The organism is Pseudoalteromonas sp. 0303 (genome assembly GCF_013349995.1).
Taxonomy (GTDB): Bacteria; Pseudomonadota; Gammaproteobacteria; order Enterobacterales; family Alteromonadaceae; genus Pseudoalteromonas.
In genome coordinates this window covers 135,539-154,073 of sequence record NZ_JABVXF010000005.1, presented here as the reverse complement: position 1 = coordinate 154,073, position 18,535 = coordinate 135,539, and the positions used below count along the sequence as shown (strand labels likewise).

Annotated in this window: 13 protein-coding genes; 9 read left to right on the top strand and 4 right to left on the bottom strand. The window is 40.2% G+C overall.

The genetic code is table 11. From position 1 onward, the window contains the following. Window positions 1-46: 46 nt before the first annotated feature. Window positions 47-4,498 carry an EAL domain-containing protein gene (locus HUS62_RS05600; protein WP_175078829.1) on the top strand — a complete coding sequence of 1,484 codons (4,452 nt, stop codon included), beginning with the start codon at window positions 47-49 and terminating at the stop codon, window positions 4,496-4,498. Between the two features lie 144 nt (window positions 4,499-4,642). On the opposite strand, the gene HUS62_RS05595 is transcribed toward HUS62_RS05600, so the two are convergent. The 3 genes from HUS62_RS05595 to HUS62_RS05585 all read right to left on the bottom strand — a co-directional run bounded on the left by HUS62_RS05595 (window position 4,643) and on the right by HUS62_RS05585 (window position 8,926). Further along, on the bottom strand, window positions 4,643-5,536 hold the full coding sequence (locus tag HUS62_RS05595; RefSeq protein WP_175078828.1) for a cation diffusion facilitator family transporter: 894 nt from the start codon (window positions 5,534-5,536) through the stop codon (window positions 4,643-4,645). A 260-nt stretch (window positions 5,537-5,796) separates the two neighbouring features. Beyond that, window positions 5,797-7,731, bottom strand: coding sequence for a methyl-accepting chemotaxis protein (locus HUS62_RS05590; protein WP_175078827.1), 1,935 nt, complete (start codon window positions 7,729-7,731; stop codon window positions 5,797-5,799). Window positions 7,732-7,960: 229 nt separating this feature from the next. Next, window positions 7,961-8,926: an AraC family transcriptional regulator gene (locus HUS62_RS05585; protein ID WP_175078826.1), complete on the bottom strand. Its 966-nt coding sequence runs from the start codon at window positions 8,924-8,926 to the stop codon at window positions 7,961-7,963. 97 nt (window positions 8,927-9,023) lie between these two features. Here HUS62_RS05585 and HUS62_RS05580 point away from each other — a divergent pair, with 97 nt between their 5' ends. From HUS62_RS05580 to HUS62_RS05545, 8 genes are all read left to right on the top strand, one after another. Continuing rightward, window positions 9,024-9,344, top strand: coding sequence for a DUF962 domain-containing protein (locus tag HUS62_RS05580; RefSeq protein WP_175078825.1), 321 nt, complete (start codon window positions 9,024-9,026; stop codon window positions 9,342-9,344). A gap of 9 nt (window positions 9,345-9,353) precedes the next feature. Continuing rightward, entirely contained in the window at window positions 9,354-10,103 is a 750-nt protein-coding gene (locus HUS62_RS05575; protein ID WP_220094968.1) for a class II aldolase/adducin family protein, read from the top strand. Between the two features lie 9 nt (window positions 10,104-10,112). Further along, window positions 10,113-11,000 carry a bile acid:sodium symporter family protein gene (locus HUS62_RS05570; RefSeq protein WP_175078824.1) on the top strand — a complete coding sequence of 296 codons (888 nt, stop codon included), beginning with the start codon at window positions 10,113-10,115 and terminating at the stop codon, window positions 10,998-11,000. Between the two features lie 260 nt (window positions 11,001-11,260). Continuing rightward, window positions 11,261-12,166: a GGDEF domain-containing protein gene (locus HUS62_RS05565; RefSeq protein ID WP_175078823.1), complete on the top strand. Its 906-nt coding sequence runs from the start codon at window positions 11,261-11,263 to the stop codon at window positions 12,164-12,166. Between the two features lie 122 nt (window positions 12,167-12,288). Next, window positions 12,289-13,242: a slipin family protein gene (locus HUS62_RS05560; RefSeq protein ID WP_054562473.1), complete on the top strand. Its 954-nt coding sequence runs from the start codon at window positions 12,289-12,291 to the stop codon at window positions 13,240-13,242. A gap of 8 nt (window positions 13,243-13,250) precedes the next feature. Further along, the gene (locus HUS62_RS05555) at window positions 13,251-13,703 is read left to right on the top strand and encodes an NfeD family protein (RefSeq protein WP_054562474.1); all 453 of its coding nucleotides are present in this window, start codon (window positions 13,251-13,253) and stop codon (window positions 13,701-13,703) included. A gap of 103 nt (window positions 13,704-13,806) precedes the next feature. After that, window positions 13,807-14,643, top strand: coding sequence for a patatin family protein (locus tag HUS62_RS05550; protein ID WP_175078822.1), 837 nt, complete (start codon window positions 13,807-13,809; stop codon window positions 14,641-14,643). 88 nt (window positions 14,644-14,731) lie between these two features. Beyond that, window positions 14,732-16,930, top strand: coding sequence for a carbohydrate-binding family V/XII (locus tag HUS62_RS05545; RefSeq protein ID WP_175078821.1), 2,199 nt, complete (start codon window positions 14,732-14,734; stop codon window positions 16,928-16,930). Window positions 16,931-16,964: 34 nt separating this feature from the next. Here HUS62_RS05545 and HUS62_RS05540 read toward each other — a convergent pair whose 3' ends face one another. Further along, window positions 16,965-18,530: a sodium/sugar symporter gene (locus HUS62_RS05540; protein ID WP_175078820.1), complete on the bottom strand. Its 1,566-nt coding sequence runs from the start codon at window positions 18,528-18,530 to the stop codon at window positions 16,965-16,967. Between the last annotated feature and the right edge of the window lie 5 nt (window positions 18,531-18,535).

Sequence of the window (18,535 nt, the reverse complement as noted above, 5' to 3'; positions counted from 1 at the left end):
CTTCACGCTCTCCTCTTCAGCGTTGGCACAAAACTATGCTTTGCAAATGCAGCGTATTTCAACCGATGAAGGACTTACGCAAGGCAGTGTAACTAAAATCGTGCAAGATGATTTAGGCTTTATTTGGATTGGTACCTACCAAGGCTTAAATAGGTATGATGGTTATCAGGTAGCCCCTTTTGCTGGTGAATATATTCTTGATCAGCGACAAATTACGGCAATGCATAAAACTGACGACGGAAACATTTTCGTCAGCACTGAGTTTTCAGGTGCTTTTCTAATCGACCCAAAAACGCTAAAAGTCGAAAAAATCTATTCTGGCAAACTAGACCCTGAAGATGTTTTCTTTTCGCCTATTTTAGCAATCACTGAAGACAATCACTTTTTTTACTTCGCTATTGCCCAGCACGTTTATTCATACAACAAGCAATCAAAAAAGTTTTTGCATGAGTTTTCTATCAATAAAAAAGAACATATTGTACGAGCACTCACCCTGCACGACAACTTTTTATATATCGGCACGTCAAATGGGCTTTTCTCAAAAAACCTTGCAGATGATCATATCTCGCATATTCCACTAACCGATAAATCTAAGGTTACCGAAGATAATAAAAACGTTAAATTTTTAAGGGTTGATGCGCAACTGGGCTTATTTGTTGGCACTGTAGAGGGCATGTTTGATATCCCTTTTAACACTAACCTTTTACTGGCCTTTGATAAGGTAAGGCTGTTAATCCCTGACTTAAATATTTGGGATTATTCTGTTAGTGCATTTGGTGAATATATCGTCACAGAAAAAGGGTTGTTCGAATTTAATCGCCAAACCATGTCGGTTGAGTTCATCTTAAACTTTGAACAAAGTAAGTTTCTGATGACTGACAATTCAATTCAAGATGTCATGATTGATAAAACAGGGCTGCTCTGGCTTGCATCCCGCTCACAAGGCGTTTTTACTTGGTCAACACTCGCAAGACGTTTTAAACATATTGAATTAAAAAATACCCAAGCTCGCTTCAATAATAATGTCTGGTCAGTACTACAAGATCAAAACAATACAGTTTGGATTGGCACAGATAATGGCCTAATGAAGTACAACCAAGTTACTAAAGATATTACACCATACCTAGTTAGCAACGATGAAAAAGCCTTTCATGGTGAGCATGGTATTTATGGTATTACCAAGGCTAACATTGATGACAGCGACCGTTATCTATGGCTAATGAAATACATAGGTCTTGCCTTGTTTGATAAACAAAAAGGCGAACTGGTTCCTATAAAAGGCAATGCTGAGACCATGCACCTCATAAATTACGGCCCTAACTGGGGCTTTCGTGCTATGGGCAATGATCAATTTGCATTTTTAGATGAGCAAAACTTTTATAAGTACAATGGTAAAACGGGTGAACTTACCACTATTAAAGGATTAAAAGAACAAGTTGACCTAGTTAATGCCCATGCCTTTTTAAAGCCATTGCCTGACCACCCCAACGAATACGTACTGAGTATGTCGGGCAAGTTATACCGCTACAATGAGCAGACTCAAAAGTTAACATTGATATACCAAACAGAAAACTATAATCCCTTAGCATTCACCACAATTGATGACTGGGTGATGGATTATAACAATACCCTTTGGCTCGGCTCCGCTGACGAAGGGCTTATTGGCATTGATGCTAAAACTTACGAAGTTAAACACCGTATTAATATACAGTCTGGCTTAAAAGCTAAATCTGTTTTTGCATTGCAAATAGATCGTTTTGGTTTTTTATGGTTAGGTACTCAAAATGGCCTTTACCGCCTTGACTTAAGCTCCTTAGAACTTGACCGTTACTTTATTCGCGATGGTTTAGCAGTTAATGAATTTAACATTGACGCCGACACCACCTTAAATAACGGACAACTTGCATTTGGTAGTACCCGAGGCGTACTTTTACTTTCACCAGAAGACTTTTTATCATCGCCTGTAGAGGCAGGTAATATAAATACCGAAATTACCAATGTAACTTTGCTTTCGCGAGAGCTTAACTACCATCCATATAAATATGTGAATACGCCTCTGCGAATCACCTCAGATGATATGGGCTTAGCAGTTACCTTTTCTAATTTTGATACCATCAATAAAGATAAAACATCTTATCGAGTGACCCTTGATGGGCCAACCTCACTGCAATACGACAAGCTGACAACCAATGAGGTCTTTTTCACTAAATTACCGCCTGGCGATTATGTGTTATCAGTGTCGTCGTCAACCGAGTTAAGCGATGCTATATCAGCGTCTAGACAACTAAGATTTAATGTTGCACATGCACCTTGGTCATCCCCTGCTGCAAAAGCAAGTTATGTCGTTATTGTATCAGCTGTTTTGTTTTTCCTATTTTGGCAATACCATGCTCGCCAACAAATGATAGGCCGTGCTCATGCAGAAGTTTTAAAATCACAGCAACAAACCGAACTCGCTTTAAGTAGTACTAAAAGTGGTGTTTGGGAGATTAACCTAGCAGAGCAATTTTTAAGAACGACTCGTTTTTTTGCAGAACTGGGTTATGCCGAGTATAAAGACGGTATAAGCCTCAAAGAGTTTGTGAGTTTAGTGCACCCGCACGATCGCAATCATGTAACTAGTCAGTGGCAACTATTTTGTAAACAAACAAATAATGAGCAGTGGAACATAACTTACCGTTTAAAGCATAAAAACGGTAACTGGCTTTGGTATGAAGATATTGGCCGCATCGTTGCAAGCGATGAAAACAACCGTCCATTTAAAGTAACCGGCATCTATACCAATATTACTGAGCAACGTGCTAATGCACAGCAAGCCAGTGTTCTTGGTGAAGCATTTGGGCAAATAAACGACTGGTTGTTAATTTTAGACAATCAACTCAAACCATTTTCTGCCAATGCGAGTTTTGGCGAAGCATTCACCACTTCAAACAATGTTGCAGCTCTTACCAGTGGCGACTTTATTGCAGCTATAGGCCGTGCCAAATACCTTAAATATATAGACATACTAAAAACGCTTAAACCAAAACAAAACTGGAAAACAGAGGCTGTCATTCGTACTTTAAAAAGCCCTGCACACCCAGTTCATATTAGTGTCACGGCTGTAGCTAAGGAAAACCAATCAATTAGTCATTATGTAATTGTAATTTCAGACTTAACAGAACAAAAACGCGCTGAAGACGATTTACGTTATTTAGCAAATTATGACCCGTTAACGGGCTTGCCTAACCGCTCTTTAATGTATACAAAAATTAGCAACTGTATAAATAACGCCAAAAAATACAATAAACTAGCTGCATTATTATTTATTGATTTAGATAAATTTAAGCCCGTAAATGATTCATTCGGGCACGCTGTAGGCGACCAATTACTTTGTGACATAACGCAAAGAGTAAGCCTAATGTTGCCCGAAAACGCCATAATTGGCCGTCAAAGTGGTGATGAGTTTTTGGTTCTTATTAAAGATTTACACTCACCACAAACACTCAGTGATCTTGTTAAAAAACTCACTGAAGAGCTGGCAAACAAGGTTATAATTGACGACTTTTCAATCAATATTTCCGCAAGTGTTGGTGTGGCACTTTACCCATTTGATGCGAAAACAGCAGATGATTTAATTAAAAATTCAGATATCGCCATGATGCACGCTAAGCAATCTGGCCGTAACAATTTTAAATATTTCACTGAGCAGATGAATAACCAGCTAACCAAAAAGCTATTACTTGAAAATGCCTTGAAAGATGCGTTTAAAGATGATGAGTTATTTAATAACTATCAACCTATAGTTAATGCCAAAACAAAAAAAATAAATGGTGTAGAGCTTTTAATGCGTTGGGAAAATGAACAAGGTTTTGTATCTCCTGCAGAGTTTATTCCTATTGCTGAAGAGGTAGGCCTAATCGATGCGTTGACTGAACAAGCACTTGATAGAGCATTAACAGAGCTACTGCCAATGCTGCGTGCTAACCCGCAGTTTTATTTATCATTAAACCTGTCACCAACGCATATTTTAAAATCGAGCTTAACTGAACGCTTACTACTTATTTTGAATAACCACATGGTTAAGCCGGTTCAGCTACGTCTTGAAATTACAGAAAATACGCTTTTGGAAGATAAAGAGAAAGCCTCAAAACAGTTGCAAAAACTCAAAAATGCCGGCTTCAAACTATTACTTGATGACTTTGGCACAGGATACTCGTCACTGACTTACCTAAGCCAATTCCCGATTGATGTGATAAAAATTGACCAAAGCTTCGTGCGTAATATCGGCAAAGATAAAAGTAATGAATCTATTATTAGAACCATCCATGCGCTGTCATCAAACTTAGGCTTATATTGTATTGCTGAAGGGGTTGAGACAGGTGAGCAAATCAGTTTCTTAACCGAGATGGGCTGCGAAGACTTACAAGGTTACTACTTCGCAAAACCTATGTTGGCCGATGACCTCATTGCAGAAAGCACGATTCAGGGAATAGTTAAACGACTAAACATGCTTTAAACCATTTATTCAGACAGCGATAAAGCTCATTTTTATTAATGGGCTTATCAAAAAACCATCGTTTGCCTTTTTGATAAGCAAAAAAGATATCCTAACTTCATAGTGATACCTTTAAATTAAAAGAAAATTAAACTTTTTGCCACTTTAATTAACATGCTGGCATTCATGACTTTCTATTTGCAGCACACTTTTTCCAATTTTAAAGCGCGATAGCAATAGTTTTTCGACCTTTAAGCGACATGCTTCGTCATGCTTTTCAACGGTACAGTGCTGTTTTAAAACAACGTGCGCGCCTACAATAATGTCTTTATCTTGGCGCATGACCGTTACATTGTGAACATTTTGTACGTGTTCAACAGAGGCAATACTTTGTTCAATATCAGCTACATTTGGCAGCTTACTTCTGTTCTCAAGTAAACCTTGAATACAACGTATGATTACTTTAACCCCAGTAAACAAGACAAAGATAGCAATCAACATACTCGAAATAATATCAATTTCGGCCCAGCCAGTTAGGTGGATTAAAATACCAGCGAAGAAGGTTGAAACCGTTGAAATTAAGTCAAAAAACGAGTGTAAAAACACCGCATAAACGTTAATACTGGCTTTGCGCCCTTTGTATAACACCCAAGCTGCAGCACCATGAAACAAAAAACCAATAGCTGAAATAACCGACATCAGATAGCTATTAATTTGTAAATCATGGCCATCGCTATGATGAAAGTAACGTTCACCTCCTTCATAAAGGATGATCAAGCTAATGCTTAAATATAAGATGCCATTGATCAAGCCACCCGTAAGCTCTGCGCGCTGGTAGCCATCATTAAAGTTTTTTGCAAAATATATCGCCATGCTTGAGGCAATAAGCGCGATGAATAAAGAACTGTTATGAACAAACAAATGCCCAGCATCAGCAAGTACAGCAAGCGAATTCGAATAATAGGCGCCAATAACCTGTATCACCATAAACGAACATGTTATGGCTAAGGCAATCAACAAGCGGCGTCTAGATGCTTGGTGTGTTGTAATATCTGTCATGAAGAAGTGAAATACCTATCAGCTGGAAATGCGGTAATGATATAAAGTCTCAATTGTAATACGCAGCGCGCTTAAACGCACTAAAAACTTAGTTAATAGTCCCTTTTTGAAAGTTTTTTGCACGATGTGTTACTAATAAGAAAGGAATTAGCAGCAAACAAGTAAGCTGAATCACTCACTTGTAAGCTAAAAAACACTAAGGCGTTAACAATACATGTTGTTAAAGCCTGTTACTCGAGGCTGATTTAAAAAGCAGGCAATTAAACTTTAAACTGACTTACTAAATCTTTAAGGTGCTGAGCACGCGATAATAAGCTTTGCGTACCACGCTGTTGTTGTTCAGCGTTATCATGTATTTGCATCGCACTGTCAGAAATATCATGAGCCGACTGATTGATATGCTCAACCACCGTGCCCTGCTCTTCGGTTGCTGCTGCAACTTGGTGATTGCCTTGGCTGATAATTTCAAACTTCTGCTGAATAGACTGAAGTGCAGACACTGCAATATGCGTAAGCTCAGTCACTTTTTGACTACTTTGCGTACCTTCGGCAATCGCTTCTTGTGATTGCAATGATGAGCTTTGTAAACGCGAAATCTGTTCCCTAATTTCAGAAGTCGATGTTTGCGTACGCTGTGCAAGTGAGCGAACTTCATCAGCGACGACCGCAAAGCCTCGGCCTTGCTCACCCGCTCTTGCCGCTTCAATTGCCGCATTGAGTGCCAATAAATTAGTTTGTTCTGAAATTGCATTGATCACTTCAACAACCGAGTTGATCTCAGCTGCTTGATTTGCAAACTCACCGATACTTTTATCAACCGTGATCAAAATGTCATTCAGTTCATTCATGGTTTGCGCTGTGGCAGCCATACTTTGATTGGTTTGCACGGTTTCTCGTACCGCTTCTTCTGTGTCGCTTGCTGTACGATGAGCAATATCAGACACCTCGTTAATTGTTTGCCCCATTTCTGTAATAGCTGTGGCAACTTGATCGGTTTGCGCGCGCTGATCTTCGGTAGCAGCAAAGGTTTTGTTGGCAAAGCTCGCAAGATCGTCAATCCCCTCTCGCATCGCTTGCTCGGTGACACTGATTTCATCCACCAGCTCGGCTACTTTACCAATAATGGCATTAAAGCCCTTAGCAAGATGCCCCAGTTCATTATCAACACTGTCATCTAAACGTTTTGTTAAATCACCGCCGTGACCTGCCATACCAAGTAGCTCGTCACCAACACTGCGTATTTTCTTACTCAGCCAATTCGCAAAATAAAGCGTCAACACTAAGAAGATACCCGCAAGCACGACACTTACGATAATCGACATCCAAACGACTGTATTAATCGCACTTGAGATCTCTTGCTTTGGTTGAACTGCCACAAGAGTAAGGCCCGTTCCTTCAATTGGCATAACCCCAGCGTAAACATCTTCATCTGCGAGCTCGACTTGCGATAGAATAAAGCCTGTATGTTTACTGCTCAAAAAGCTTTGTAATGCGCTTAATGAAGCGACGCTTGTGACTTGTTTACCAATATAAGCATCATTTGCGTGTGCAATAATTCGCTTGCTCTCATCAATTAAGAATAAATACCCTTGCTCACCAATTTTACGCGACGTAACAATGCTAGAAATATCTGAAATATCATAACCAAGCCCTGCAACACCAAGGCGTTGCCCTGCAATTTCAACCAAGGTGTTAACGTATAAAGTGAGGTGTCCGCCCTGCTCACTTACATCTAAAGCAAGCGCTTGGCGTTTATCTGAGCTAATAAAGTCAAAAAACCAACTGTCTCTTGGCTCACTTTGTGAGATTGATTTGAAAAAGCCGTCTTGTGTGTAATAACTCATTGAGTTTTTACTCACCCAAAACACCGACGAAGCGCCGCTTTTTCTTTGTAAGTCAGCAAAGTACGCCATGACACGCTGATGAATTGGCGAGTTTTTCTCACCTTCGCTCATCCACGTATGCAGAATTTGGTTTTCAGCTAAAGACTGTGACACAGAGATGGGGTAGCGCATTTGAGCGTCAATTTCGGCAGCCACTTTACCCACAGCGTCCGGCAATAATTGCTTTTCTGTTTGTTGGTAATAAAGCCGAGAGAATTGGCTGGTATTGATTAAGGCGCTAACCACAGTGACAACAAACAATGCAATTAACACAAAACTAATAAAAATAGTGCGCAGCGATAGGTTTCGCATTCAGCAAGCCTCATACTTAATAGTGGAGTTTTGGTTTTAGATCATCCTTGCGTCCTATCAATAATTTTAGGTAACAAGTCTGTGTTAAGCAATTGCTATTTAAGCTTTTACTGTTGTTTTTGTATGAATAATTATCAAACTCAAACAGAATAGGAACAAACGCCAACTTGTACCTTTTTACTAGTTAAAATAATAGCTACAAACAGCTCACTGAAAAAAGCCGTGCTTACTATGACCCTGCTATTATTGCCATTTTTTGCTTGTAGGTTTTTGGCGACATGCCATACCAGCGATGAAATGCATGATGAAATGCACTAATTTCAGAGTAGCCACACAAAAAGGCTATTTCTGTGACAGAGAGATCTGTTTCGTTTAACAATGACACACTTTTTTGCTGTCTTAATCTTGCTAATTCGTTACTAAAACTTGTGCCCTCTTTTGCAAGACGCCGCTGCAGCGTTTTTTCACTCATGTTAAGTGCTTTTGCCATTGCTTTACTGGTGGTTTGGCCTTGAATTAAATGCCCTTCAAGCAAAATTCTCAGTACCTGCGTCACATTCGTTTGCGTCACTAGTTTCAACTGGCTTGATAACACAGGTTCACTATCGGTATTTTCGCTAAAAAAAAGGCTGTGGGTCGTTGCGCCGTATTCAATTTTGCAATTAAAGTGCGTATTAATCTCACTGTGTGGCTCTTTACGTTGCAAGCAAATTCGTGTTGGGTGCCAATTTTTCCCCTTTACAGTGCGCGCTATTTTCACACAAAACGCCATGGGCGCTTCGTAGCTTAGCAGTGACATATCACGCTCACCATCACTAAAGTTAAAGCGAAGTTCATACTCACTACCATGATCGATCAAAGAGACATTATGTGTATCGCCCATCAATTTTTGATACCGCAATATCAGCCGAAAAGCACTTAATAACTGTGTTGACTGAATAATAGCCATGCCTACCACCGGAATAGCGCGTACATTCATGTTACTGCCAACATAAAGACCTAAGTGGGTGTTTGGTAACATCGCTTGCGCTTGCTTCCAAAGCATACTGACACTGGCTTGTGGGTATCGGGCTGTTTGGCTACTTAATTCTGCTAAAGGAATATTTGCCGCTGCAAACAACTCATTAATTGGTAAGCCCTGCCATTTAAACGACTCAGCCATAGCACGTAACCACCAGCTTGATAAGGTTCTCATGCGCGTCCTTAATAAACAATTTAATGACTTATATTATCAAGTAAATAGAAGAATAAAAGCCTATTGTTAACCTGTAATTAACAACGGAGACAACAATATGGGCACTGTAGCAAGTAAACGCGAGTTCGCGAACTTTAAAGAGTTTTACCCCTATTACTTACAAGAACACAAAAATAAAGTCTGTCGACGCTTACATTTCATTGGCAGTTGGATTGTTTTGGCTATTTTGTTTGCCGCTATTTATCAGCAGCAATATAGCTGGCTAATTTTATGCCCAGTTGTGGGCTATGGCTTTGCTTGGGTTGGTCATTTCTTTTTTGAAAAAAATCGCCCCGCTACTTTTACACACCCTTTTTATAGCTTTATTGGTGATTGGGTCATGTTTAAAGACATTATTATTCGCAAAGTACCATTTTAGGAAAACACCATGACCATGAAACACACAGTATCAGAGCAAGAATGGCAAGCCCGTGTTGAGCTTGCTGCCGCGTATCGCCTAGTTGCTTTATATGGCTGGGATGATTTAATTTTTACCCATATTTCAATGCGTGTTCCCGGCACAGACAACGAATTTTTGATAAACCCGTATGGCATGATGTTTCACGAAATTACCGCATCAAGTCTTATCAAAGTAGATCAACAATGTAATAAGCTGCATGACAGTGAATACCCAGTTAATCCTGCGGGGTTTAATATTCATAGCTGTATTCATATGGCGCGTGATGATGCCCATTGCGTTATTCACACCCACTCACTCAATGGCACGGCAGTGTCTGCCAACAAAGACGGCTTATTGCCTATCTCTCAGCAAGCTGTTGTTGTGCACTCAGGTTTGGGTTATCACGACTACGAAGGCATAGCCCTTAACCCTGCTGAGCAAGACCGTTTAGTGAATGACCTTGGCACGAATAACTTTCTAATGCTACGTAATCATGGCCTATTAACAGTAGGTAAAACGGTTGCTGATGCATTTTTGTTTATGTATGTTTTTGAAGCTGCATGCGCTGTACAAACTCGTACTTCACAAAATACCGAGCAACTCGTACAAGTACCTAGCGCGATTATTGAGGGTATCAAAGGGCAAACTGAAGTTGCTACTAAGGGACTGGGCGGCGCAATTGCTTGGCCTGCCTTACTGCGCTTACTCGACAATAAAAGTCCGGGTTACGATCAATAAGGATATACCATGCAAATTGATATCATGACTAAAATAGTGCTGCCTTTAGCACTATTTATCATCATGTTTGGCATGGGGTTAGGGCTTAAAAAGCAAGACTTTAGGGCATTATTTATTAGCCCAAAAGCACTTTCAATAGGCTTAAGCTGCCAACTACTGTTATTGCCAAGCGTTGCGTTTGTATTAGCAATGAGTTTTACCCTAACCCCAGAGCTCGCTATTGGCCTGATTTTAGTGGCTTGCTGTCCGGGTGGTGTGACTTCAAACCTTTATACCTATTTATTCAAAGGGGATGTTGCGCTGTCAATAAGCCTAACCACGCTAGCAACATTTATCTCACCGTTTACCTTGCCACTGATTATTCATTTTGCCATGCAAATATTGAGTGTGCCGGGCCACGAATTTGCTTTGCCGGTGATTAAAACCATAGTGCAAATGCTGATGATAACGGTACTTCCTGTTTGCTTAGGAATGGTATTTAATCACTTTAAACCCCATCTGAGCTTGAAAATAGAACCCTTTATACGTCGTTTTTCGAGTGTATTCTTAATTGTGATAGTGTTTAGCATTATCCACAAAAATGCTGACCAAATGCTGAGCTTTTTTGCGACCAGTGGCATTGCAACGTTGACATTAAACCTTAGCACGCTGTTACTAGGGTTGTTTTTTGCAAAAATATCGGGCTTAGATCACAGGCAACAAATGAGCATTGCGGTTGAAGTTGGGCTACAAAATGGTACCTTAGCCATTTTAATTGCGAGCACCTTAATCAATAATGCCGCCATGGCAATTCCAGGTGCAACCTATAGCTTATCAATGTTTGTAACGGGTTATATTTTTTGTCGCTTATTTAGCGCGCATCATACAAAACACCTTGCCATTCTCAACAAAGCATAAAAGCCAAAGTGATGACTAAAAACAAGGAAGTTTTTAATCACACAAAAAGTAATAAAAAACAGTTAAAATTTGAGATAACCAAACGAGTCTAAAACACACTTAATAACAAAGTTCATCACCCATCCTAACTATTAATTTTTTATTTATTTTTCATAACTATACCTAAATCATTAGTTATAATTTTTGCTCTGTGGTCAGTCTTGTTTAATAAGATATTTTCGTTCACTATCAATTTATGGCTTGTTATATAGGGACATATTGTGGCCGAACTTAATAACTCTAAATTGCCCGTTCATGTTGCTGAATTAAAGTTTGCACTTGATAACGTACCCGCATACGTTTATATAAAAAATAAGCTCGGACATTACGTTTATGCTAATAAGCTTACCTTAGGTTTATTTGCTTGCTCTGAGAAAGAATTACAGCATAAAAGAGATGTGGACTTTTTCCCAATTCCTGACGTAAAAAAGCTAGCAAAAATTGACAAACGGGTGCTCAGCGGTGAGCGCACTCGTGAAGAAGTACAACTTACCTTTCCCGACGGACACCAATATATTTTCTGGGAAGTGAAAACCCCTATAATTTGCGACACAGAGCCTAATAAAGTCATCGGTATTTTAGGCATTGCAACTGACATTACCGAACGAAAACACCTTGAAGAACAACTCCTTTATGCTGCCTCAACCGACCCGTTAACGGAACTTTTAAACCGCCGCTATTTTTATGTTCACTTATCACTTGCGTTACAAATGAGCAAGCGTGACCAAAACTATGGCGCAGTAATATTTATCGACTTAAATAGGTTTAAAAAGTTAAACGATCAATATGGCCACAATACCGGCGACGCTTATCTTGTTGAGATTGCTGAAAGAATGAAAACAGTTGTGCGCGAAAAAGACTGTTTAGCCCGCATTGGTGGCGATGAGTTTGTTGTATTACTTGAAGGGCTAAGCCGAAATGAGCAAACAGCCAAACAAAATGCCTATCGCGTTGCCGATAAACTGCAAACAGCCATCGAAGTTGAGTTTATTCACCAAGATCTTAACTATAAGGGCTCAGCCAGTGTCGGCGTCACCATGTTTTTAGGTACACAAAAAACTGCTGAAGAGATCGTGGCACAAGCTGACCAACATATGTATTTGATAAAACATGCTCTTAATTATTAATACAATGCATAAAGAATAAAACTGCACTTAAACAGGTAACGATTACAAATCATTAGCGCGCTTTGCTTTGTGGTGCTAACCTGAGCAATGAAAAATAATATTAATTGTATTAAGGAAAGTACATGGACCCCGTTTCTAGCATTTTAGACCTTTTGTTAAATGTAGAAGTCTTTCTTCTAATTTTTGTTTTGGTGCTACTAAAAAGTAGCGTTAAATTTGTGCCGCAAAATCGTGCCTGGTTAATCGAGCGTTTTGGTAAGTACCATTCGACTAAAGAAGCCGGCTTAAACTTTATTGTGCCATTTATCGACCGTATTGCCGCTGACCGCAGCTTAAAAGAACAAGCGCAAGATGTGCCATCTCAGTCTGCTATCACTAAAGATAATATCTCGCTTATCGTCGATGGTGTGCTGTATTTCCGCGTGCTTGACCCGTATAAAGCCACTTATGGTGTTGATGACTATGTATTTGCGGTTACTCAGCTATCGCAAACAACGATGCGTTCTGAACTTGGTAAAATGGAACTAGATAAAACCTTTGAAGAGCGCGACATGTTAAACACCAACATAGTTACCGCGATTAACCAAGCATCTGAGCCTTGGGGTATTCAGGTTTTACGTTACGAAATTAAAGATATTGTGCCACCTAATTCTGTAATGGAAGCCATGGAAGCACAAATGAAAGCTGAGCGTGTAAAACGTGCGCAAATTTTAGAATCTGAAGGTGACCGTCAGTCTGCCATCAACGTGGCTGAAGGTAAAAAGCAAGCCCAAGTCCTTGCTGCCGAAGCTGAAAAAGCCGAGCAAATTTTACGCGCTGAAGGTGAAGCGAAAGCGATTATCGCCGTTGCTGAAGCGCAAGCAGATGCACTACGTAAAGTAGGTGAAGCCGCCGATACAGAGCAAGGCCAAAAAGCAATTCAACTCGACCTAGCCACTAAAGCCATTGCCGCTAAAGAAGCCATTGCTCGTGAGTCATCTGTGGTATTACTTCCTGAAAGTGGTACTGACGCAAGCTCGCTTGTAGCTCAAGGTATGTCTATTATTAACTCTTTGAATAAAAAGCAACAAAGTTAGGTGGGCTGATGGCATTTTTAGATACCCATTTAGCCGAAGCACTGATGATTATAGGTGTTATCGCGCTAATTGTTGAAGTTGCTGTACTGGGTATGAGTACCTATGTATTACTGTTTTTAGGCTTATCTTTATTTGCCAGTGGCTTACTAATGAATATAGGTCTACTTGATACGAGTTACACTACCGCGCTTTGGAGCAATATCGTGTTTACTCTTGGTTTTGCTCTCGTGCTTTGGAAACCTCTCAAACGCATGCAGGATAAAACCGATACTAAGCCGATACATAGTGATTTTGCTGAGCTTACCTTTGTCGTTAATGCCGATGTTGATGATAAAGGGTTAACCACACATCAGTATTCGGGTATTACCTGGCAATTAAAAAGTCAGTCTCCCATTGCTGCTGGTAGCACAGTAAAAGTAACCGACAAACAAGTTGGCGTACTTTGGGTAGAGGCAGTATAACTCAGCAATAGCTAAATCTCATTTAGAGTCAAAACTCTATTTAGTTTTGTAACCGTGTTTGCTATGGTTAGAAGCACTCACGGTTACAAGCAAGGTTGCGAAAATGAACAATAATAAGGCACTCGTTGTAGAAGGTGGTGCAATGCGTGGCATTTTTGCCACTGGCGTACTAGATGCTTTTATTCAAGCCAATTACCAACCTTTTAATCAATGCTATGGTGTTTCTGCCGGAGCCACTAACATTGCAGCTTATTTGTGCGCCCAATACAAACGTAACCATGCAGTGATTACCGATTACTCTTGCCGGCCTGAATTTATTGATTTTGTTCGTTTTATCAAAGGTGGCCACCTGTTTGATTTAGACTGGCTGTGGCAAGAAACCATCCGTGATATTCGCCTAGATCTCGACACCTTCGAAAAACAAGCCAGTGAATTTTATATAGTCACAACCAATATACAAACTGGGCAGGCAGAGTACTTAAAAGCAAATGCGGTTCATCTTGAAGAGCAATTAAAAGCCTCTTGTGCGCTGCCGATTGCTTATCGAGAGTTTCCTGTTATCGACAATTTGCAACTTACTGATGGTGGCGTAGCAGATTCTATTCCAATCCGTAAAGCATACGAAATGGGTAATAAAGAAATCACCGTTATTTTATCTCAGCCTCTTGGCTATAAGAAAAAGCCTTCAAAAGCGCCTTGGTTCGTTAAACGTCTTTATAAAAACACCCCTGCATTAGCAGAAGCCACCTTAAGACGCGCAGAAAATTACAATCAAAGCATTGATTTTATTACCAACCCACCAAGCGATTGTAAAATTAATATTATTGCACCGCCACCCAACTTTGCAGTTGGTCGAACAACCAAATCATTTAAAAAACTCAGTGCGGGCTATGAAATGGGTTTAAATGCGGGCTCAAATTTTTTAACTCAAGTTGCTTAAGCTAACGCTTTAAAAACAGGAACAATTTTTAAGCGTTTTCGATGTCATTGGCTATACTTTAAAGAGTTATGTTAGCCAAGGATTGACCATGAAACTCCCCCTACCTTTTATTACTGCCTGCAGGGTATTAATACTCTCTTTTTTATGTTTATTTTCATTTTTTAGCCAAGCTATTGAGTGGCCTCAACAAGTGCAAACATCACAAGGCACACTCATTGTTTATCAGCCACAACCCGAGAAACTAAACGGTAATACTTTAACAGCCCGTGCAGCAATGTCATTTTCGGTTTCAGGCAATGACGCTGTGTTTGGCGTATTTTGGTTTACCGCTAAACTAGATACTGATCGCGAAAACGATACCGTCACCGTTCGCAATATGACAGTCACCGATGTACGCTGGCCTGAGTCAAAAGATGCAGGCGAACAAAAATTTACTGCAGTCGTTAATGAAGCAATAAAAACCAGTCAATTCGAAACCTCGCTTTCGCAACTCACCGCCAGCCTTGAAAGTGCAGAAGCAGCAGAACAAAGTTTAACGCAGTTAAAAACCGACCCTCCAACGATTATTTTCAAAGAGCAACTGTCGGTATTATTGAGTTTTGATGGTGAACCTAAGTTTAGTAAAATTGAAAACAGCCAATATGAGCGGGCTTTAAACACCGCCATGACAGTGATTAAAGATAGCAAAAGCAAACTTTGTTATCTCACCGATGGGCAATTTTGGTATCAGGCAAAGCAAGCCAAAGGTCCTTATGACTATACTCAGTCACCACCGGCTGAACTTGTAAAAATGCTCCCTAAAGATACCGAAAGCTCCGATCTAAGTGCACCACCAGCCATTGTTGTAGCAACTAAACCCACCGAACTTATTGCAACAGATGGCGCAGCTAAATGGAAAAGCCTAACCGGTGGCGAGCTCATGTATGTGTTTAACACTGAAACCCCGTGGCTACGTGAAATGCAAACGAATAACATGTATGTCTTGTTATCTGGACGCTGGTATCGCGCAAAACAACAAACAGGCCCATGGACCTTTGTACGTGGCGACGAACTCCCCGAAAGCTTTGCCAATATTCCACCTGAATCAGATTTAGGGGGCCTTAGAGTTTCAGTTGCCGGTACTGAAGAAGCTGACGAAGCAGTATTAGATGCAAAAGTGCCGCAAACAGCGGCTATCAGCCGTAAAGACACAAGTTTAACTGTGTATTATGATGGCAAACCTAAATTTGAACGGATCCCGGGCACGCAGGTTTCTTATGCCATTAATACCGATGCACAAGTGCTGCAAATTAAAGGCAAATATTATGCAGTCGATAATGCAGTGTGGTTTAAGGCAGACTCCGCACAAGGCCCTTGGCTTGTTGCTGATAGCATTCCAAAAGACGACATAGCAAAAATTCCTCCAAGCTCTCCTGTTTACAACGTCACTTATGTTGATATATACGAGTCAACTCCTGAGGTGGTGTATGTTGGTTATTACCCAGGTTACATGTGGTCATACCCTTATTATGGCGTGCCAGTGTATGGAACGGGTTGGTATTATCCGCCATACTGGGGCGGTGGCTACTACTACCCTCGTCCACCAACTTGGGGTTTTAATATTGGCTATAACAACTGGACGGGTTGGTCGTTTGGCTTAAGTTGGAGCAATGGTTTTTTAAATTTAGGGATGAATTGGAATGTTGGTTGGCCAACCCATTATCGACCTTATCATTGCTGTAATGGCTGGTATGGCGGTGGTTATCGCGGGCCTGTTATTATTAATAATGGCAACATCAATATTGGTAACAAAATTAATGTTGGCCATAAACCTGGCCACCATAATAAACAACCAAGACATAACATTTATAAACGCGATCAAAGTAAATCTCGTCTTGCTTCAAAGCAGCAAGTGAAACGCGATTTAAAAACAGCCATCAGCCAACGCGATAAAGCAAACAACGTGTTTGCGGATCAAAAAGGTAACGTGCTCAAGCGTGATGCCGATAAATGGCAACAACGTGTTGAAGGTAAATGGCAAACATTACCTACCGATAAACAGCAACAAATCAAAGATCGGGCACAAAATATTGACCGCCAACAAGTGCAAAATAAATTGCAAAGCATAGATAAAAGTAAAGCGAAGCAAACATTACAGCAACGCCAGCACACTCAAAATAGGCAACAAAATCGTATGCAGCAATTAAATAGGGCAAATAGAGCACGTCAGCAAGGTATGCAGCGCCAACAAATGCGCCGCAATACACAAAGACAAATGCCGCGACAAGTACCTCGTCGCGGGCACTAAACAGTTAATTAAAAGCCAGTGAAAACTGGCTTTTTTACCACCAAACAGCGTATAGCACAGTAAGAATTGCTGCAACACCAATAGAGCCGATATTAAATCCAAAGCTCGTATTAAAGCACACTGATTTTGTATCAGCACACGCTGCAGAATCTTTTGAGCTTGATTGGGTAAGTAAAGATACAATCACACACATTACTAAACACAATAAGAAAACTAATCCAATTCGATCCATAAATGGTAGCTCAGGCCAAAAAGCACGAAGTAAAAATGAGATAACAGCAGATCCTAAAGCACTCGCTAATGCGCCTAGTGAATTAGCTTTATTCCAAAACATACCCATTAAGAAGATAACAACAATCCCAGGAGTAAATACCCCTGTAAACTCTTGAATGTATTGAAAGGCTTGATCAAATTCCCCTAACAATGGTTGTGCAGTAATTAAGGCAACTATCAATGAGAACACCGTTACCACTCGGCCAACAGTTACATAATGATTTTGGCTCTCAGTTGGTTTAATTAAACGATAAATGTCCATCGTAAAAATAGTAGAAATACTATTTGTCATTGATGCTAAAGACGACACTATTGCCCCAACTAAAGCAGCAAAGACTAACCCTTTAATACCCACCGGCATTAACGACATCATTGTTGGATAGGCTTGATCTGGCGTATTAAGTGTAGGATACAAGATAACAGCAGCAATCCCCGGAAGCACCACGATTAGCGGCATTAATAACTTAAGATATGCTGCGAAAACGATTCCTTTTTGTGCTTCGCCGACACTCTTAGCTGCGAGTGCACGCTGAATAATATACTGGTTAAATCCCCAATAGCTAATGTTCATTACCCATAAACCGCCTACTAATACGGATATGCCAGGCAAACTCAAATAATGCTCATTTTCAGGGCTTAAAATCATGTCAAAGTGAGTGGGTAATTGTGTACTTAAAACTTTGAAGCCAGCAATCATACCTTCACCATCTGCTACAGCATCCAAAGCCAAGTAACTAAGTAATAAACCGCCAAATACTAATAATACAACTTGAATAATGTCAGTATATGCAACCGCTTTTAACCCACCATATAGTGAGTAAGCAACCGAAAATACCGCCAAGAAAATCATGCCATACATCCAGTCAACTCCGGCAACGGTTTGTATAGCAAGGCCACCTAACCATAAGACGGCAGTTAAATTTACAAACAAATAAACAGCTAACCAAAATACTGCTAAGGTCAACTTTACCCGTTTGTCGAATCGCTTTTCCAGATACTGGGGCATTGTATAAATTTCATTTTTAATAAAAATTGGCAATAGATATTTACCGACCAATATTAAGGTAATTGCTGCCATCCACTCATAAGAAGCAATTGCTAGCCCCATAGCATAACCTGATCCAGACATACCAATTATTTGTTCTGCCGAAATATTTGATGCAATAAGTGAGGCACCTATTGCCCACCAAGGTAATGATTTACTTGCTAAAAAGTAGTCTTCTGTGTTCTTTTCATGGGAGTTATTTTCACGTGAAATCCATAGTGCAATAGCCAGTAAGACCAACACATAGATTATAAACACACCGAAATCGAAATTTTCCAACATGAGCT